This is a genomic window from Streptomyces gilvosporeus (assembly GCF_002082195.1).
GTDB classification, from domain to species: domain Bacteria; phylum Actinomycetota; class Actinomycetes; order Streptomycetales; family Streptomycetaceae; genus Streptomyces; species Streptomyces gilvosporeus.
Genome location: NZ_CP020569.1, coordinates 5,848,308 through 5,866,575, shown reverse-complemented (window position 1 = coordinate 5,866,575; position 18,268 = coordinate 5,848,308). Strand labels below are relative to the sequence as shown.

Below are 18,268 nucleotides of genomic sequence, written 5' to 3'. Positions count from 1 at the left end.
TCGTAGGGCGTGCGCCGCCGACGTCGGATCGCCCCGGGGGCCCACACTGGGCAAGGGCCTACGAAGACGTGCCGAGGAGGACGGATGCAGGGGGCGACCGGCCGCACCGCGGGCGACGAGGCGGGCGGGAGCACCGGCCCGGCGGGCGGGGGCCTGCGGCGGACGCTGACGTTCCGGGATCTGATCGTCTACGGACTGCTGTTCATCGCCCCGATGGCGCCGGTGGGGATCTTCGGCACGCTCCAGGCCGCCTCGCACGGTGCGATCACCGTCGTCTATCTGGTGGCCACCGTCGCGATGACGTTCACCGCGTACTCCTACGCCCTGATGGTGCAGGTCGCGCCGCGGGCCGGGTCGGTCTACACGTATGCCCGGGTGGGGCTGGGCGAGGGCGCGGGGTTCGTCGCCGGGTGGATGGCGATGCTGGACTATCTGCTGATCCCGGCGGTGGCGTATCTCTTCTCCGGGATCGCGATGCATGCCCTGGTGCCGGCGGTGCCCCAGTGGGCGTGGACGGCGCTGGCGGTGGCGGTGACGACGCTGCTGAACCTGTGGGGGGTACGGGTCGCGGCGGTCGTCGGGTTCGCGGTGCTGGCGCTGGAGATCGCGGTGCTGGCGGTGTTCGTGGGGGCGGCCGTGGTGGAGCTGGCCGTGCACGGTGCGCAGCGTGGCTGGGCGGTGCCGTTCACGGGCGAGGGCGGGTTCTCCGTGACCGCGGTGCTGTCGGCGGTGTCCGTGGCGGTGCTGTCCTATCTGGGCTTCGATGCGATCGCGTCGTTCGCGGAGGAGGCGGCCGGAGGACCGAAACGGGTGGCGCGGGCGGTGCTCACGTGTCTGGTGGTGGCCGGGGTGCTCTTCGCCGTCCAGACCTATCTGGCGGCGCTGCTGGCTCCGATGTCCGCCGCCCGGCTGGCGGCGGAGCCGGGTGAGCAGGGCGCGGCCTTCTACGCCACCGTCGATGCGGCGGTCGGCGGCTGGCTGCACGATCTGGTGGCGGTGAGCAAGGCGGTCGGTGCGGCGTTCGCGGCGCTGGCGGGGCAGGCCGCGGCGGGCCGGCTGCTGTTCGCGATGGCCCGGGACCGGCGGCTGCCGGGGGCGATGTCGAAGGTGGACGCGGGCAGCGGGGTGCCGCGCCGGGCGCTGCTCGGGGCGGCCCTGGTGACGCTGGTGGCGGCGGTGTGGGCGGCGCGCCGACCCGACGGGCTCGATCAGCTGTCCTCGATCGTGAACGTGGGCGCGCTGACCGCGTTCGCGCTGCTGCACGCGTCGGTGATCGGCTGGTTCGCGGTGCGGGGACGGGCGGGGAAGCCGAGCGTGCTGCGGCATGTGGTGGTGCCGCTGCTGGGCCTGGCGGTGGTGCTCGCGGTGATCGTCGAGGCATCGGCGACGGCGCAGACCGTGGGCGGGGTGTGGCTGGGGGTGGGGCTGATGGTGCTGGTGATGCGGTAGGGGGCCCGGCGGCGGGCGGTCGGACGGCGGGCCTGACGGGGAGGGGCGGTCCTCGGCGGCCGCGGACGGGGGCGCTGTCAGTGGCCGCCGCTACTCTCGCTCGTATGGCTGTCTCAACGTCTGCGGAAGCGCCGATGCCCGTCGGCGAGATCTCCCGGCTCATCGGCGGGTGGATCGACCGCCTCGGCGCCGTCTGGGTCGAGGGTCAGATCACCCAGCTCTCGCGGCGGCCCGGCGCGGGGGTGGTGTTCCTGACGCTGCGCGACCCCTCGTACGACATCTCGCTGAGCGTGACGTGCTACCGCCAGGTCTTCGACAAGGTGGCCGATGTCATCAGCGAGGGCGCCCGGGTGGTGGTGCATGCCAAACCGGAGTGGTACGCGCCGAGGGGCCAGCTGTCGCTGCGGGCCGCCGAGATCAGACCGGTCGGGGTCGGCGAACTCCTCGCCCGGCTGGAGCAGTTGAAGAAGTCGCTGGCCGCGGAGGGCCTGTTCGCGGCCGACCGCAAGCGGCCGCTGCCCTTCCTCCCGCAGCTGATCGGGCTGGTCTGCGGCCGGGCCAGCGCCGCCGAGCGCGACGTCCTGGAGAACGCCCGGCACCGCTGGCCCGCCGTCCGCTTCGAGGTGCGCAACGTCCCCGTCCAGGGCGTGCATGCCGTGCCGAAGGTGATCGAGGCGGTCCGGGAGCTCGATGCGCTGCCCGAGGTGGACGTGATCATCGTGGCGCGGGGCGGCGGCAGCGTGGAGGATCTGCTGCCGTTCTCCGACGAGCAGCTCGTACGGGCCGTGAGCGCGGCCCGCACCCCGGTCGTCTCCGCCATCGGCCATGAGCCGGACAGCCCGCTGCTGGACCTGGTCGCCGATCTGCGGGCCTCCACTCCCACGGACGCGGCGAAGAAGGTCGTCCCGGACGTGGGCGAGGAGCTCACCCGCGTGCGCCAGCTGCGGGAGCGGGCCCGGCGCGCGGTCGTCGGTTTCGTCGAACGGGAGGAGCGGGGGCTGGCGGCGGCGCTGCACCGGCCCTGTATAGAGCGGCCGCACCGGATGGTGGAGGAGCGCGAGGAGCAGATCACCGCCCTCCTGGAGCGCGGTCGGCGCACCCTCGGCCATCTGCTGGACCGCGCCGACTCGGAGCTGACGCACACCCTGGCCCGGGTGGTCGCCCTCTCCCCCAAGGCGACGCTGGAGCGCGGCTATGCGGTGCTCCAGCGGGCCGACGGGACGGCCGTGCGCTCACCGGACGAGGTGGCCGCAGACGAGGCGCTGCGGGCCCGGGTGGCCGAGGGCGACTTCGGGGTCCGGGTGGAGGCGTAGCCCCGTCCGGTGCCACATCACGACTCATAGGGTGGGAGAACGAGGAAGACATGGCGAAGGCGAAGACCGAGGACATGACGGACGGCAGCACGGGCGGCGCGGCGGGCGGCGCGGCGGACGCCGGGCAGGCGGCCGCGGCCGGGCCCGGGGTGGAGTCCGTCCTCGGCTACGAGCAGGCGCGGGACGAGCTGATCGAGGTCGTCCGCAGCCTGGAGGCGGGCGGCACCACGCTGGAGGAGTCGCTGGCGCTGTGGGAGCGCGGCGAGGAGCTGGCCAAGGTCTGCCGCCACTGGCTGGAGGGTGCGCGGGCCCGGCTGGACGCGGCGCTGGCGGAGGAGTCCGGGGAGTCCTGAGCCGGACCGGCGCCACGTCCGGCGCGATCCCACCGGGCACCCCATGTGATCCCGCTCACAACCGCCCCGGATTTAGTTGAAAGTTAACACATCTCCCTTACGGTGGTATGCGTCGACCCGACACCCCACCGACCGATTCAACCGAGGTGCCCTTATGACTCTCGCCCTTGACGCCGCCGCTCAGGACCTCCTGTTCCGCGAGGCCCAGACCGCCAACACGTTCACGGACGAGCCGGTCACCGACGAGCAGGTCCAGGCGATCTACGACCTGGTGAAGTACGCCCCGACCGCGTTCAACCAGTCGCCGCTGCGGCTCACCCTGGTCCGTTCCGAGGAGGCCCGCAAGCGCCTGGTCACCCACGCCATGGGCGCCAACGGCCCCAAGACGCTGACCGCGCCGCTCACCCTGGTCCTCTCCGTCGACCTGGACTTCCACGAGAAGCTGCCGCACCTCTTCCCGGCCATGCCCGGGGTCAAGGACGCCTTCTTCTCCGAGGCCGCCGCCCGCGAGGCCGCGGGCACGCAGAACGCCACCCTCCAGGCCGGTTACCTCATCGTCGGCATCCGCGCCGCCGGCCTGGCCGCCGGCCCGATGACCGGCTTCGACTTCACCGGCATCGACAAGGAGTTCTTCGGCGACGGCAAGCAGAAGTCCTTCCTGGTCGTCAACGTCGGCAAGCCGGGCGCCGACGCCTTCTACCCGCGCTCCCCGCGCCTGACCTTCGACGAGGCCGCCGCCACGGTCTGAGCCGGGCACCCGGCCGACGACGAGGCCGCCGCACCCTCCCGGTGCGGCGGCCTCGTCGTGATGCGCTCCGCCGGCGCTCAGCCCTTCTTCGCCACCAGGGCGGCGGCCAGATCCGCCAGCCGCCCGTACGGCGCGGTCCCCGTGATCACCGTGGTCACACCGGGCTCCGTGCGCACCAGGGCGCGGTAGGTGTCCCCCTGGTACCGGTCCCACTTCTTGCTGCCGACGGCCTGCTCGCCCTGGACCTTGCTCGCACCCAGCGTGACGTCCTGGATGAACTTGCGCGCGGGCGCATCGCTCTGCTCGATGGACGCGTACTGCTGCTCCGGGTCCAGCATGCCCAGATGCCAGGCGCCGCCCTTGCCGTCCTCGCTCGCGCGGTACGAGACGGAGGTGGCGCGCCAGGTCTTCGGCAGACCCTCGGGAGCGGCGACCGCGTAGGGCGCGGCCCGCCGGGCGGTGGCGACCTCGACCCGGTAGTCGACCGTCTTGACCGCGTTCTGCTGGGCGCTCTGGCTGTCGTCGTGCGGGATGAAGAAATACACCGCCGCCACCACGACGCCGATCACCGCCAGCGACAGGACCATGTCCCGCACCGTTTGCCTGCCTCGCATACCTGCCACCTCCCTATCGTCCCCCATGGCCGAAACCATCCGAACAGGCCCCCCGATCTCGGCCACGACCAGCGCAAACACGGGGCGGCGGGCGATCCTGACGCCGCTCATGCGTAGGGCCCTCTGCTCATTTTGGCGACCTACGGATAAGGTCGGTATCACCCTCATCCTTCACGGCCGTCGCCGTACAGAAAGGTGCGCTCGATGACCGAGCATCATCTCCCGTCCCAACTCGAGGTCAGCCCCGAGGCCCCGGACCGCAACCTCGCCCTGGAACTCGTCCGGGTCACCGAGGCCGGAGCCATGGCGTCGGGCCGCTGGGTGGGCCGAGGTGACAAGAACGGCGCGGACGGCGCGGCGGTCAAGGCCATGCGCGCCCTGATCCACACCGTCTCGATGAACGGCGTCGTGGTGATCGGGGAGGGCGAGAAGGACAACGCCCCGATGCTCTACAACGGCGAGCGGGTCGGCGACGGCACCGGTCCGGAGTGCGATGTGGCCGTGGACCCGGTGGACGGGACGACGCTGACCGCCAAGGGCATGGCCAACGCGGTCTCCGTGATGGCGGTCGCCGAGCGCGGCTCGATGTTCGACCCGTCCGCGGTCTTCTACATGGACAAGCTCGCCACCGGCCCGGAGGCGGCGGACTTCGTCGACATCACGGCCCCGGTGGCGGTGAACATCAAGCGGATCGCCAAGGCGAAGAAGTCCGCGGTCGAGGACGTCACCGTCGTGATCCTGGACCGGCCGCGCCACGACGGCCTGGTCAAGGAGGTCCGCGAGGCCGGCGCCCGGATCAAGTTCATCGCCGACGGCGATGTCGCCGGCGCGATCATGGCGGCCCGCGAGGGCACCGGCGTCGATCTGCTGCTCGGCATCGGCGGTACGCCCGAGGGCATCATCGCGGCCTGCGCCCTGAAGTGTCTGGGCGGTTCGTTCCAGGGCAAGCTGTGGCCCAAGGACGACGAGGAGCGGCAGCGCGCGCTGGACGCCGGTCACGACCTCGACAAGGTCCTCCACATCGACGACCTGGTCCGCGGCGACAACGTCTTCTTCGTCGCCACCGGCATCACCGACGGCGAGCTGCTGCGCGGCGTCCGCTACCGCGCCGAGACCGCCTACACCCAGTCCCTGGTGATGCGCTCCAAGTCCGGCACCATCCGCCAGATCGACTCCCAGCACCGCCTGGCGAAGCTGCGCGCGTACAGCTCGGTCGACTTCGAGCGCCCCAGCTGACACCCAACGCTTCGCCCCCGCCGGAGATCCCGAAGGATCCTCCGGCGGGGGCGAAGTGCGTACGGATACCCGGGTGTTGCGGGCGTTACGGGTACGCGTACGGGTCCCTGCCTACGAGCCGAAGCCGCTCATCCCGTGCCGGTCGTGCCTGCCGCGGGCTCAGCCCGCCGCGGGCATCCGGGCCGCGCGCTGGAGATCGGCCTCCCGGCGCCGCCGACGGGCCAGGACGACCCGTCGCTCGGCGGCCGTCAGCCCGCCCCAGACGCCGTACGGCTCCGGCTGGAGCAGTGCGTGCTCCCGGCACTCGACCATCACGGGACAGCGGGCGCAGACCCGCTTCGCGGCCTCCTCCCTGGCCAGCCGCGCGGCGGTCGGTTCCTTGGACGGGGCGAAGAACAGCCCGGCTTCATCCCGGCGGCACACCGCCTCCGCATGCCAGGGACCGGCCTCATCGCGAGCAGCGGGCACTCGCTGGGGCGGAACGACAACGGCATCCTGCAGGGGCTGATGCGGTAGCAGCACGGTCTACTCCTGACGACGGCTTCGGCGAAGAATTCACCCTTGCCCGCCTCGCTGCGCACGGCTTTTCGCACCCCGCAGCCGTACGAGAGACGATGCACCAGCCCTACCCGCTGTACGCACTCTTATGCACACCGTGGCGATCGTGCGGAAAGCAGAAAAGCAGAGCGGGCGCGCGGGTCCCACGCGGCCCGTCGGGCGGCGCCCTAGCGGAACCGGCCCTCCCGGCGCTCGCGCCGCTCGGCCCGCCGCCGCTCGTGGCGCTCCAGCCGCTCCTCCAGCATCCGGCCGTGCCGCTCCAGCCGCTCCTCGATATGCCGCTCGTACTTCTCGCGCCGGTCGCCCGAGAACCGCTCGTGGCGGTCCAGCCGGTCCTCGCGCAGCCGGTCGCGCAGATCCCGGATCCAGGCGCCCCGCTTCGGCCTGGCCTCCACGCTCCCCAGCACCGCATAGCCGTTGACCTGCACCTGCGGGGCGCTGTCGTCGTCCGCCTCGTGCGTCTCGATCTCGAAGGAGCCCAGCACGCCGGAGCCGCTGCTGCGCAGCGTCACATTCTCCGGAACGCGGATCTCCACACTGCCGAACAGGGAGGTGGCATTGATGGTCACCTGCTGCTGCGGAAAGACCGCCTCGGTCAGATCGATCTCGACACTGCCGAAGATCGCGACGGCATTGATCCGCGCGGGGACCCGCCACCGGCCCTTGCGGGTCGAGGCGCTGAAGATCGCCACCAGGTTCTGGTCCGGTATGGGGGCGGCGGGCCCGTACTCGTACGCGCCCTCCGCGGGCGCCGTACGGGCACCGTCGGCCGGCGCGGGCAGATCCCGCAGGACGGGCTCCAGCTCGCCCATGGTCTTGGCGCGGTAGACCACGTCGATCCGCTCGGCGTGCTCCTCCGGGTCCAGCCGGCCCTCGGCCAGCGCCTCGCGCAGGATCGCCGCGACCCGGTCGCGGTCCGCGTCGGAGGCCCGGATGTCCGCGTCGGCGGTCGGGGCGGGGGCAGGCTTGGCCGCCGGGGCGGGCTTGGTCAGCTTCACCGGCTCGGCGGGCCGTGAGCCCCTGTCGTCTGCTGCGTCATCCTGTGCGTCCACCTAGGCAGCGTAGCGAAACGCGATAGATCGCGACTACCTTTTGCGCAATTCGAACGGAGCCGCCCTGCGGCGACTGAGCCCTACCTCACAACCACCCCCGCGCACCGGGGTTCTACGCTGTTGGGGCGCTGCCGTAGATGCCAGCCGGACCCCTCCGAGTAAGGAATTATCCCGAAATGCCGGAATTCGCCTACACCGACCTACTGCCCACCGGCGAGGACAACACCCCCTACCGCCTGGTCACTTCGGAGGGTGTGAGCACCTTCGAGGCCGACGGCCGGACGTTCCTCAAGGTCGAGCCGGAGGCGCTGCGCACACTGGCCGCCGAGGCGATGCACGACATTTCGCACTATCTGCGCCCGACGCACCTCGCCCAGCTCCGCAAGATCCTGGACGACCCCGAGGCCAGCGCCAACGACCGCTTCGTCGCGCTCGACCTGCTCAAGAACGCCAATATCGCCGCGGCGGGCGTCCTTCCCATGTGCCAGGACACCGGTACGGCCATCGTGATGGGCAAGCGCGGGCAGAACGTGCTCACGCAGGGCAGGGACGAGGAAGCCCTGTCGCGCGGCATCTACGACGCGTACACACAGCTGAATCTGCGCTATTCGCAGATGGCCCCGCTGACCATGTGGGAAGAGAAGAACACCGGCTCCAACCTCCCCGCGCAGATCGAGCTCTACGCCAACGACGGGGACGCGTACAAGTTCCTGTTCATGGCCAAGGGCGGCGGCAGCGCCAACAAGTCGTTCCTCTTCCAGGAGACCAAGGCGGTCCTCAACGAGGCCTCCATGATGAAGTTCCTGGAGCAGAAGATCCGCTCGCTGGGCACGGCGGCCTGCCCGCCGTACCACCTCGCAATCGTCGTCGGCGGCACCTCGGCCGAGTACGCCCTCAAGACCGCCAAGTACGCCTCCGCGCACTACCTGGACGAGCTGCCGGCCGAGGGCTCGCCGACCGGCCACGGCTTCCGTGACAAGGAGCTGGAGGAGAAGGTCTTCGAGCTGACGCAGAAGATCGGCATCGGCGCCCAGTTCGGCGGCAAGTACTTCTGCCACGACGTCCGCGTCGTCCGCCTCCCCCGCCACGGCGCGTCCTGCCCGGTCGCCATCGCCGTCTCCTGCTCCGCCGACCGCCAGGCCGTCGCGAAGATCACCGCCGAGGGCGTCTTCCTGGAGCAGCTGGAGACCGACCCGGCGCGCTTCCTGCCGGAGACGACGGACGAGGAGCTGACCGAGGGCGCGGGCCCCGATCTCGATGCCGTACGCATCGACCTCAACCGCCCCATGGCCGATGTCCTCGCCGAGCTGACCCACCACCCGGTCAAGACCCGGCTCTCGCTCACCGGCACGCTGGTCGTCGCCCGCGACATCGCGCACGCGAAGATCAAGGAGCGGCTGGACGCGGGCGAGGAGATGCCGGAGTACCTCAAGAACCACCCGGTGTACTACGCGGGCCCCGCCAAGACCCCCGAGGGCTACGCCTCCGGCTCCTTCGGTCCGACGACCGCGGGCCGGATGGACGCCTACGTCGAGCAGTTCCAGGCGGCCGGCGGCTCCAAGATCATGCTGGCCAAGGGCAACCGCTCCCAGCAGGTCACCGACGCCTGCGCCGCGCACGGCGGCTTCTACCTGGGCTCCATCGGCGGCCCGGCCGCCCGCCTGGCCCAGGACTGCATCAAGAAGGTCGAGGTCCTGGAGTACGAGGAGCTCGGCATGGAGGCCGTCTGGAAGATCGAGGTCGAGGACTTCCCGGCCTTCATCGTCGTCGACGACAAGGGCAACGACTTCTTCCAGGACCCGGCGCCGGCGCCGACGTTCACGAGCATTCCGGTGCGTACGGCGAACTGATCCGCCTCCACTTGTCCGTAGGGCGAACGGCCACCTTCCACAGCAAGTGGGGGGTGGCTGTTCGTATATGACTGTTCGTCACCCGGCGGGACGTCAGATCGGGAACCCCGGGCGCCGTTTCCCGCGTCTTCGTGATCGTTGGAGTGTTCGACGGCATGGCACGTGACCTGTGCCAGGCCGCATCGGCACCTCTGTTCATGACCATTTTCATGGGGGAATGCGAACCATGCGCACGATGAAGCGCTCGCTGGCCATGGCCGTCACCGCGGTGGCCGTCGCCGGTATCTCCTTCGCCGGGGTCGCTCCGGCCAGTGCCGCACCCGTCGGTAATGCTGCGGCGAGCGGCCGTAACTGCGACGACTACGCCACGCAGGCGGCCAAGCACCAGCAGGCCGGGGACGAGTACACGGCGCTGGGCAAGGCGGAAGCGGCCAAGTCCTCCCCGGACCGGGCCAAGGTCGCCCGGTACTACGCGATGGCGCAGGACGAGTACCAGCAGGCCGCAAAGTTCAAGGATCTGTTCGACAGTTGCACGGGGCAGTGACGCCGCCCCGGTGACATGAGGGCCCGGCTCCTCCCAGGAGCCGGGCCCTCCCCCGTCCGTGCGCCGATCGGCGAGCCGGTACCCGTATCCGGGAACAGAATCGCGGGCTCGGGTACTGAAACAGGTATGAGCGAAAACAGGGCACACGACGGGTTCGGCGGCGAGGGCGACGCGTTCGGCGAGGCCGAGGGATTCCGTATCGAGCACGACTCCATGGGTGAGGTCCGGGTGCCCGCGCGGGCGAAATGGCGGGCGCAGACGCAGCGGGCGGTGGAGAACTTCCCGATTTCGGGGCAGCGGCTGGAGCGGGCGCATATCGAGGCGCTGGCGCGGATCAAGGCGGCGGCGGCGAAGGTGAATGCCGAGCTCGGAGTGCTCGACGCGGACATTGCGGCGGCCATTCAGGAGGCGGCCGCGGAGGTGGCGGCGGGGCGCTGGGACGCGCATTTCCCCGTCGATGTGTTCCAGACCGGGTCGGGGACGTCGTCCAACATGAATGCCAACGAGGTCATCGCGACGCTGGCGACCGAACGGCTGGGCGGCGGCCGGGAAGTGCATCCCAACGATCACGTCAATGCCAGCCAGTCGTCGAACGATGTGTTTCCGTCGTCGATTCACATTGCCGCGACGGCGGCCGTGCTGCGCGATCTGATTCCGGCGCTGGAGCATCTGGCGGTGGCGCTGGAGCGCAAGTCGGTGGAGTTCGAGAAGGTGGTGAAGGCGGGCCGGACGCATTTGATGGATGCCACGCCGGTGACGCTGGGGCAGGAATTCGGCGGGTATGCGGCGCAGGTCCGGTACGGGGTCGAGCGGCTGCGGGCGTCCTTGCCGCGGCTGGCGGAGCTGCCGCTGGGCGGTACGGCGGTGGGGACGGGGATCAACACCCCGCCGGGATTCTCGGTCGCGGTGCTCGCGGAGGTGGCGCTGGCCACGGGGCTTCCGCTGACGGAGGCGCGTAATCACTTCGAGGCGCAGGGCGCCCGGGACGGCATCGTCGAGATCAGCGGGCAGCTGCGGACCATCGGGGTCGGTCTGACGAAAATCGCCAACGATCTGCGGTGGATGGCGTCGGGTCCGCGGACGGGGCTGGCGGAGATTGCGCTGCCGGATTTGCAGCCGGGGTCGTCGATCATGCCGGGGAAGGTGAATCCGGTGATTCCCGAGGCGGTCCTGATGGTGGCGGCCCAGGTCACCGGCAATGACGCGACGGTGGCGGCGGCGGGCGCGGCCGGCAATTTCGAGCTGAATGTGATGCTTCCGGTGATGGCTCGGAATGTACTGGAGTCGGTGCGGCTGCTGGCGAATGTGGCGCGTCTGCTCGCGGACCGGACGGTGGACGGGATCACGGCCCATACGGAACGGGCCCGGGAGTATGCGGAGTCGTCGCCGTCGGTGGTCACGCCGCTCAACAAGTACCTCGGCTACGAGGAGGCGGCGAAGGTCGCGAAGAAATCCCTCGCCGAACGGAAGACGATTCGCCAGGTCGTGATCGAGGAGGGATATGTGGAGCGGGGGGTGCTGAGCGAGGAGCAGCTGGATGCGGCGCTGGATGTGCTGCGGATGACGCACCCGTAGCCGCACCCCGGCTCCCTCCGCCGCACCGCCTCCTCCCCATCCGTCACATGCGGTGCGGCTCACATCACGGCGCGCCGCACGCCGTGGTCCTAAGCTCTGGTCATGACAGCGGACATGGTGGGGACGACGGAAGGCGAGGCTGCTCGCGCGGGGGCACGGGGGCGGGCGGCGCGATGGGCGCCGGGGGAGCAGATTCTGTGGCGGTACCGGGACAACGCCGATCCGCGCCGCTTCCACATCGCCCGTCCGGTGACCGTCGTCCAGGACACCGAGGATCTGCTGGCCGTGTGGATGGCACCGGGGACCGCCGTGATCAAGCCGGTGCTCGCGGACGGCACCCCCGTGCACCGTGAGCCGCTGGGGACCCGTTACACCAAGGAGCGCCGTACGTCCCGCGACCAGTGGTTCGGGACCGGTGTGCTGAAGCTGGCGCATCCGGGTGACCCCTGGTCGGTGTGGCTGTTCTGGGAACGGGGCTGGCACTTCAAGAACTGGTACGTCAATTTGGAGGAACCGCGGCACCGTTGGAGCGGCGGGGTGGACTCCCAGGACCATTTTCTCGACATCTGCGTCTATCCGGACCGGCACTGGGAGTGGCGGGACGAGGACGAGTTCGCACAGGCGCAGCGGGACGGGCTGGTGAGCGCCGCGCAGGCGGCCGAGGTGCGTTCGGCGGGGCGGGCGGCGATCGCCCGGATCGGGGCGTGGGGCAGCCCGTTCGCCGACGGCTGGGAGAATTGGCGGCCCGATCCGGGGTGGGAGGTGCCGCCGCTTCCGCGGAACTGGGACCGCCCCGCGGACCGTTTGCGGACGTGCGGACGTAAAGGGACGCGGGGTGAGTGAAGTGGGCGAAGGTGGAAAGACGCGCTTAAGGACACCGCCTTTTCTTGCGCGGCGAGAAGCCGGGCCGAGCCCCCTTGCTGTGCCGGGGGTCGGCAACCGTAGGATCGTCCTCCGCAAGGCTGCACAGGCGCAACTCCAGAACGGGAAAACGAACTTGACCGCGGTCGCAGGAGGGGCGAGGTCGTGAGCGCGACAAGCTACGACGAATACGAGGGGCTGAACCGGTTAGCACTGGACCGGGCGGGCCAGGCCGAGGCGTTCGACGTGATCGGTGAACGGTACGACGACGCCTTTCCGCACAAGGAGGGCCAGCTCGCCTCGGGCGCCTGGCTCGCGGGGGCGCTGCCGGCCGGTTCGCGGATCCTGGACGCCGGCTGCGGTACGGGGGTGCCGAGCGCCCGTCAGCTGTCCGATGCCGGGCATCGCGTCGTCGGCATCGACCTCTCCCCTTCGATGGTCAAACTGGCCCGGGACAACGTCCCGGACGCGGAATTCCACCGGCTGGACATCGCCGATCTGCGCGGCGGCCGGCTCGGCGGCCGGGGTTCCTTCGACGGAATTGCGGCCTTTTTCTCCCTTCTGATGCTGCCACGTGCCGAAATCCCTTACGCACTGGGCCTGCTGCATGATCTCCTACGGCCTGACGGGCTGTTGGCCCTGTCGATGGTCGAAGGCGATGTCGACGACTTCACGATTCCGTTCCTGGGCACCTCGGTCCGGGTATCGGGATACCTGCGGGATGACCTGCGCCGGGTCGTTGGCGACGCGGGTTTCGAGGTCCTCGGGGAGGATGCTTATGCGTATGCCCCGTCGAGTACGGACGTACCACCCGAGATCCAGCTCTTTTTGCACCTGCGACGCGTCTGACACGCCTGATACGTGACGCGTCAGGTATCAGGTAAGCAGCCCCGGACGGATGGAATCCCACGCGTGACGGAGCACCCCACCTCCCATGAATTGCGGCGGCCGGACCGGACCGCCGCGCCCTCGGCATCCCCTTTCCTGGGGACGGCCGCGGCGCCGCCGGTCGCGCTGCCCGATCCGCGCAGCGGCCTGCAACAACCCGCGGCGGCCTTGCTGGTGCCGCACCCCGGCGCCGGTTTCGCGGTGCGCGGCGGGGACGACATCGCGATGGACGCCGGTGCGGAGGCCGTACGGCACACCGGCAGGGACGGCATGGGCGGGGGCGTCGGCGGCGCCGCGGCCACGGTGACGGGCATCGGCAGGAGTGGTGGCGGCGTGTGCGGTGGCGCGCAGGACGAACCGAACGCGGATCACGGTCCGGCGGATCGGGACACGGCGGGCGATGCGGAACGTTATGCCACTGAGCACACGGCGGGGCAGCTGACCGGTCATCATGTGACTGACCACGCGGCCGGTCACGCCGCAGCGCGGGGTGCGGCCTCACCGTACGGCAGTGCATACGGCGAGGCGTACCCCGATTCGTACAGGGAGGTGGCGATGCCCGTGGCCGGGCGGCCGGCCGGCGTGCCGGAGGAGACAACCGCGGCCCGCGCCGTGCAGGCGGCGGGAGCGGACGCGGTGGGCCGTGCCCAGGCGCCCGAGCCGGGTGAGGAGCCGCGTACGGGCCAGGAGCCGCGCCCCGTCGGCGACAGCATCGGGCGGCAGCGGGAGGGCGAGACCGTCGGTTTCGCCTCCGGCGAGGGGGCCGGGGCGCTACCGCCGCCGGCCGGCCCGCCGCCCGCGCCCCCGGCCCGCTCGGCGCATCCGGGCGAGAGCCTGGAGGCGGCGGCGGCCCGTCAGGCGGGCGGCGACCGGCTGCGGTTCATCGGGGCGGCGACGCGGCGGATCGCCCGCGGCATAGACCTCGACGAGATCGTGCTGGGGCTGTGCCGGGCGACGGTGCCGACGTTCGCCGACGCGATCCTGGTGTATCTGCGCGATCCGCTGCCGGTGGGCGATGAGCGGCCGACCGGACCGGTGGTGCTGCGGCTGCGGCGTACGGACCGGATTCCGGAGGAGCCGGACACCGGTGGCGTCCGGCTGCCGGTGATGCCCGCGCAGCCGGATCTGGGGCCCGCGATGGGCGGCAGCGCGGCCGAGCTGGCCGAGGTGCGGCCGGGCGGTCCGCTGGCGGAGGTGCTGCGCGGTGTGCGGCCGCTGTTCGGGGAGGCGCAGGCGGCGCGGACGGCGCTGCCGGAGCTGCTGGGTCCCGATCCGCGGCTGCCGGCCGGGCACCGGGTGATTCTGGCGCCGCTGCGCGGGCGGCGGCGGGTGATCGGGGCGGCGGTGTTCCTGCGCCGCCCGGACCGGCCCGCGTTCGAACCGGACGATCTGCTGGTGGCGGCGCAGCTGGCCACGCACACCGCGCTGGGTGTGGACAAGGCGGTGCTCTACGGCCGCGAGGCGTATATCGCCGATGCGCTCCAGCGCACGATGCTGCCCGACTCGCTGCCGCAGCCGACGGGCGTGCGGCTGGCCAGCCGCTATCTGCCCGCGGCGGAGACGGCGCGGGTGGGCGGCGACTGGTACGACGCGATTCCGCTGCCGGGCAGCCGGGTGGCGCTGGTGGTCGGCGATGTCATGGGGCATTCGATGACCTCGGCGGCGATCATGGGCCAGCTGCGGACGACCGCGCAGACCCTCGCCGGGCTGGATCTGCCGCCGCAGGAGGTGCTGCACCATCTCGACGAGCAGGCCCAGCGGCTGGGCTCGGACCGCATGGCGACGTGCATGTACGCGGTCTACGACCCGGTCGCGCACCGGATCATCATCGCGAACGCGGGGCATCCGCCGCCGGTGATGCTGCACCGCGGCGGGCGCGCGGAGGTGCTGAAGGTGCCGCCGGGCGCGCCGATCGGTGTCGGCGGGGTGGACTTCGAGGCGGTGGAGCTGGATGCGCCGGCCGGGGCGACCCTCGTGCTCTACACCGACGGTCTGGTCGAGTCGCGGATCCGGGACGTGTGGACGGGGATCGAGCAGCTGCGGGAGCGGCTGACCGAGACGGCCCGGCTGACCGGCCCCAATCCGCCGCCGCTGGAGCCGCTGTGCGACGAGGTGCTGGACATGCTCGGGCCCGGCGACCGCGATGACGACATCGCGCTGCTGGCCGCGCGGTTCGACGGGATAGCGCCCAGCGATGTCGCGTACTGGTATCTGGACCCGAAGGCGCAGACGGCCGGGCAGGCGCGCCGGCTGGCCCGGCGGGCGCTGGCGCGCTGGGGGCTGGACGAGCTGACCGACCAGTTGGAGCTGCTGGTCAGCGAGGTGGTCACCAATGCGGTGCGGTATGCGGAGCGGCCGATCACGCTGCGGCTGCTGCGGACCGATGTGCTGCGCTGCGAGGTGGGCGACGATGTGCCCCAGTTGCCGCGGCTGCGGCAGGCCCGGCCGTCCGATGAGGGCGGGCGGGGGCTGTACCTCGTCAACCGAATGGCCCGCCGGTGGGGCGCAACCCGGCTGAGTATGGGCAAGGTGGTGTGGTTCGAGCTGTCGATGCCGTCGGCCGCTCGCGCCTGAGCCGTGCGGTGCCCGGACCGGTAGCCGGGCCCCGTACGGCCATCTGCCGCACACAGGGGACCCCGTCCGGGACCGGACGGGGTCCCGCTCTTGTGGCACACCGCGACCGAGTGCCCAAGGAACGGCACGGCGCCCGGAGCGGGATGCTCCGGGCGCCGTGCCGTCTGTCCGTCCTGGCGGGTGCCGGGATCAGTTGAAGCCCGACAGTCCGTTGGGGTTCTGGGAGTCGTTGGGGGTGGTGCCGCCCGCCCCGTTGCCGTTGCCGCCGGTGTCGCCGCCCGGGCCGCCGGTGGTGCCGCCGGCCGGGAAGCCCGAGTTGCTCGGCGTCGGCCCGGTGGGCACGCCGGTCGGACGGCCGGTCGGGGTCGGCGGACCGGTCGGGGTCGGCTTCTGCGACGGGGACTGGCTCGGCGTACCCGACGGGCTGGGCGTCGCGGACGGGGTGGAGCTCGGCGTCGGCGCCGGGGTCGGCGGCACCTCGTTGCCGTAGTCGGTGACCAGGTCGAACTGGGCCGCGGTGTTGCCCTCCAGCGCGGCCTGGGTGTAGTCGGCCCACACCCGCGCCGGGTAGGTGCCGCCGTTGACCCGGCCGCCGCCGCCGGTCCCCTTGAGGGTGACCTGGGCGCCGCCCTGGGGGGACTCGCCGAACATGCCGACCGCGGTGACCAGCTTGGGCGTGTAGCCCACGAACCAGGCCGACTTGTCGTCGTCGGAGGTGCCGGTCTTGCCCGCCGCGTCGTACGCGGTGTTCTTGACCTCCTGCGTGGCGGTGCCGTCGTTGACGACGCCCGTGAGCACCTTGGTGACGGTGTCGGCGGTGTCCCGGGACAGGACCCGCTCGCCGATCGGCTTGCGCAGCGGGAAGTTCTCCTCGCCGTGCGTGGCCTTGACGACCAGCGTGGGGTTGACCTTGATGCCGTGGTTGTCGAGGGTCGCGTACGCCCCGGCCATCTGGAGCGGGCTGGCGCCCATGGTGCCCAGCGTCATGGCGGGCTGGACGTCCATCCTCTTGCCGTTCAGACCGAGCTTGACCGCGGTCTCCTTGACCTTGTCCAGCCCGACGTCCGCGCCCATCTGCGCGAAGACGGCGTTGACGGAGTTGTTGGTGGCCGTCTGGACGGAGATCTTGCCGTAGCTCCTCTCGTCCTCGTTCGGCGGTGCGAAGCCGGTGGTGCCGCCGACGACCGGACGGCGGTTGTGGCCGTCGTAGATCGTGTTCGGGGTGATCGGCAGCTGGTCCTGGGTCGTGGACTTGTTCTCCAGCGCGGAGGCGAGGATCAGCGGCTTGAAGGTGGAGGCCGCCTGGTAGTCCTCGCGGGTGGCGTTGTCGGTGTAGTGCTTCGGGTAGCCCGCGCCGCCGTACATCGCGAGGATGTGGCCGGTCTTCGGGTCCACCGAGACGGCGCCGAGCTGGGCGTCCGCGTCGACCTTGCGCCTCTTGGGGTCGAGGTCGTCGGTGAGCTTGCGCTTGACGGACCGCTCCAGCGCCTTCTGCCGGGCCGGGTCGATGCCGAGGGTGACGGTCCAGCCGCCGCGCTCGAATTCCTTCGGGTCGACGCCCTGGGCGAAGAGCTCCTTCTTCGCCGCGTCGATGATGTAGCTCTTCTGTCCGGTCACACCCGCCAGCGGCTTGGGCGCCTTGGGGATCTGGAACCGCTGCTGTGCGCGCTCCTGCGGGCTGAGCCAGTGCATCTCGACCATGTTGTCGAGCGCATAGGCCCAGCGGTTCTGGACCAGCTTCTTGCCGGTGGGGGTCGCCGCCTGCCAGTCGTACTGGCTGGGGGCCTGGAGCAGCGAGGCGAGATAGGCGCCCTGGGAGACGGACAGCTTGTCGGCGTCCTTGCGGTAGTACGCCTGGGCGGCGGCCTGGATGCCGTAGGCGCCGCGGCCGTAGTAGCTGGTGTTGATGTAGCCCTCGAGGATCTGGTCCTTGGAGAGCTTGTCGTCCACCTTGAGGGAGATGATGATCTCCTGGAGCTTGCGGCTGACCGTCTGCTCGTCGCTCAGGTAGTAGTTCTTCACGTACTGCTGGGTGATCGTCGAACCGCCCTGCTTGCCGCGGCCCATCAGGGTGTTGAGGATGCCGCGGGCGGTGCCCCACAGGTCGACGCCGGAGTCGTGGTAGAAGGTCTTGTTCTCGGCGGCGATGAAGGTGCGCTGCACCTTCAAGGGGATGTGGGCGAGGCCCACGGTCTCGCGGTTGACGGTGCCGCCGCGGGCGATGACCTTGCCGTCGGTGTACTTGAAGACATTGGCCTGCTTGCTGGCGTCGAGATTGCCCTTCTGGGGAATCTGCACGTACAGGTACAGGCCGATGAAGGCGAGGATGCCCAGCAGGCACACCCCGAGGAACGCCCCCAGGATCTTCTTCCAGCTGAACAGACGGCGTATGAAGCTTTTGTCCTGCTTCGACGTTCTTTTACTCGGCTTGGCCCGGCGGGCGTTCCCCTGCCGCTCCCGCCTCGCATCCGCTCGGCCCATCGCTCCCGCAACTCCAGTCGGTTCCGCCCCCAGGTCATTCAGCTGTTGAAGCTAACACCGCATCTGTCAACAGATACTCATCGATCCCGGCTTTTCCGGGCGTGACAAACAGCACGGGGAGTACGGGAACCGAGCGAGGGGTTTCGGGCATCGCACTGGCGCACTGGCAGGC

Annotated in this window: 15 protein-coding genes; 11 read left to right on the top strand and 4 right to left on the bottom strand. The window is 70.9% G+C overall.

Features of this window, described 5'->3' with window-relative positions; all coding sequences use genetic code 11:
* The first annotated feature begins 84 nt into the window (after window positions 1-84).
* From B1H19_RS26290 to B1H19_RS26275, 4 genes are all read left to right on the top strand, one after another.
* Window positions 85-1,449: an APC family permease gene (locus tag B1H19_RS26290; protein ID WP_083107216.1), complete on the top strand. Its 1,365-nt coding sequence runs from the start codon at window positions 85-87 to the stop codon at window positions 1,447-1,449.
* 104 nt (window positions 1,450-1,553) lie between these two features.
* Complete coding sequence (xseA, locus tag B1H19_RS26285) at window positions 1,554-2,762, top strand: exodeoxyribonuclease VII large subunit (RefSeq protein WP_203237234.1); 1,209 nt, start codon at window positions 1,554-1,556, stop codon at window positions 2,760-2,762.
* 50 nt (window positions 2,763-2,812) lie between these two features.
* Window positions 2,813-3,115: an exodeoxyribonuclease VII small subunit gene (locus B1H19_RS26280; RefSeq protein ID WP_237289519.1), complete on the top strand. Its 303-nt coding sequence runs from the start codon at window positions 2,813-2,815 to the stop codon at window positions 3,113-3,115.
* A gap of 154 nt (window positions 3,116-3,269) precedes the next feature.
* On the top strand, window positions 3,270-3,863 hold the full coding sequence (locus tag B1H19_RS26275; RefSeq protein ID WP_083107215.1) for a malonic semialdehyde reductase: 594 nt from the start codon (window positions 3,270-3,272) through the stop codon (window positions 3,861-3,863).
* Window positions 3,864-3,940: 77 nt separating this feature from the next.
* On the opposite strand, the gene B1H19_RS26270 is transcribed toward B1H19_RS26275, so the two are convergent.
* Window positions 3,941-4,477, bottom strand: a complete 537-nt coding sequence (locus B1H19_RS26270) for a DUF4245 domain-containing protein (protein ID WP_083107214.1) — start codon at window positions 4,475-4,477, stop codon at window positions 3,941-3,943.
* A 204-nt stretch (window positions 4,478-4,681) separates the two neighbouring features.
* Between B1H19_RS26270 and glpX the strand changes: the two genes are divergently transcribed.
* Complete coding sequence (glpX, locus tag B1H19_RS26265) at window positions 4,682-5,713, top strand: class II fructose-bisphosphatase (RefSeq protein ID WP_030072377.1); 1,032 nt, start codon at window positions 4,682-4,684, stop codon at window positions 5,711-5,713.
* 159 nt (window positions 5,714-5,872) lie between these two features.
* Here the strand turns inward: glpX and B1H19_RS26260 are convergent, their stop codons facing one another.
* Together B1H19_RS26260 and B1H19_RS26255 are read right to left on the bottom strand one after the other, a co-directional pair.
* Window positions 5,873-6,235: a WhiB family transcriptional regulator gene (locus B1H19_RS26260; protein WP_083107213.1), complete on the bottom strand. Its 363-nt coding sequence runs from the start codon at window positions 6,233-6,235 to the stop codon at window positions 5,873-5,875.
* 203 nt (window positions 6,236-6,438) lie between these two features.
* Window positions 6,439-7,323 (bottom strand): DUF1707 SHOCT-like domain-containing protein, encoded by an 885-nt coding sequence (locus tag B1H19_RS26255; RefSeq protein WP_237289518.1) that lies wholly within the window; start codon window positions 7,321-7,323, stop codon window positions 6,439-6,441.
* Between the two features lie 176 nt (window positions 7,324-7,499).
* Between B1H19_RS26255 and B1H19_RS26250 the strand changes: the two genes are divergently transcribed.
* The 6 genes from B1H19_RS26250 to B1H19_RS26225 all read left to right on the top strand — a co-directional run bounded on the left by B1H19_RS26250 (window position 7,500) and on the right by B1H19_RS26225 (window position 15,615).
* The gene (locus B1H19_RS26250) at window positions 7,500-9,173 is read left to right on the top strand and encodes a fumarate hydratase (RefSeq protein WP_203237233.1); all 1,674 of its coding nucleotides are present in this window, start codon (window positions 7,500-7,502) and stop codon (window positions 9,171-9,173) included.
* A gap of 226 nt (window positions 9,174-9,399) precedes the next feature.
* Window positions 9,400-9,717, top strand: coding sequence for a hypothetical protein (locus tag B1H19_RS26245; RefSeq protein ID WP_083107210.1), 318 nt, complete (start codon window positions 9,400-9,402; stop codon window positions 9,715-9,717).
* Window positions 9,718-9,843: 126 nt separating this feature from the next.
* Window positions 9,844-11,292, top strand: a complete 1,449-nt coding sequence (locus tag B1H19_RS26240) for a class II fumarate hydratase (RefSeq protein ID WP_083107209.1) — start codon at window positions 9,844-9,846, stop codon at window positions 11,290-11,292.
* A 102-nt stretch (window positions 11,293-11,394) separates the two neighbouring features.
* Window positions 11,395-12,135, top strand: coding sequence for a cytidylyl-2-hydroxypropylphosphonate hydrolase (fomD, locus tag B1H19_RS26235; protein WP_418361476.1), 741 nt, complete (start codon window positions 11,395-11,397; stop codon window positions 12,133-12,135).
* 183 nt (window positions 12,136-12,318) lie between these two features.
* Complete coding sequence (locus tag B1H19_RS26230) at window positions 12,319-13,002, top strand: class I SAM-dependent DNA methyltransferase (protein WP_083107207.1); 684 nt, start codon at window positions 12,319-12,321, stop codon at window positions 13,000-13,002.
* Between the two features lie 63 nt (window positions 13,003-13,065).
* Entirely contained in the window at window positions 13,066-15,615 is a 2,550-nt protein-coding gene (locus tag B1H19_RS26225) for an ATP-binding SpoIIE family protein phosphatase (protein WP_083107206.1), read from the top strand.
* 189 nt (window positions 15,616-15,804) lie between these two features.
* Here B1H19_RS26225 and B1H19_RS26220 read toward each other — a convergent pair whose 3' ends face one another.
* Complete coding sequence (locus B1H19_RS26220) at window positions 15,805-18,096, bottom strand: transglycosylase domain-containing protein (RefSeq protein WP_083107205.1); 2,292 nt, start codon at window positions 18,094-18,096, stop codon at window positions 15,805-15,807.
* Window positions 18,097-18,268 lie beyond the last annotated feature (172 nt).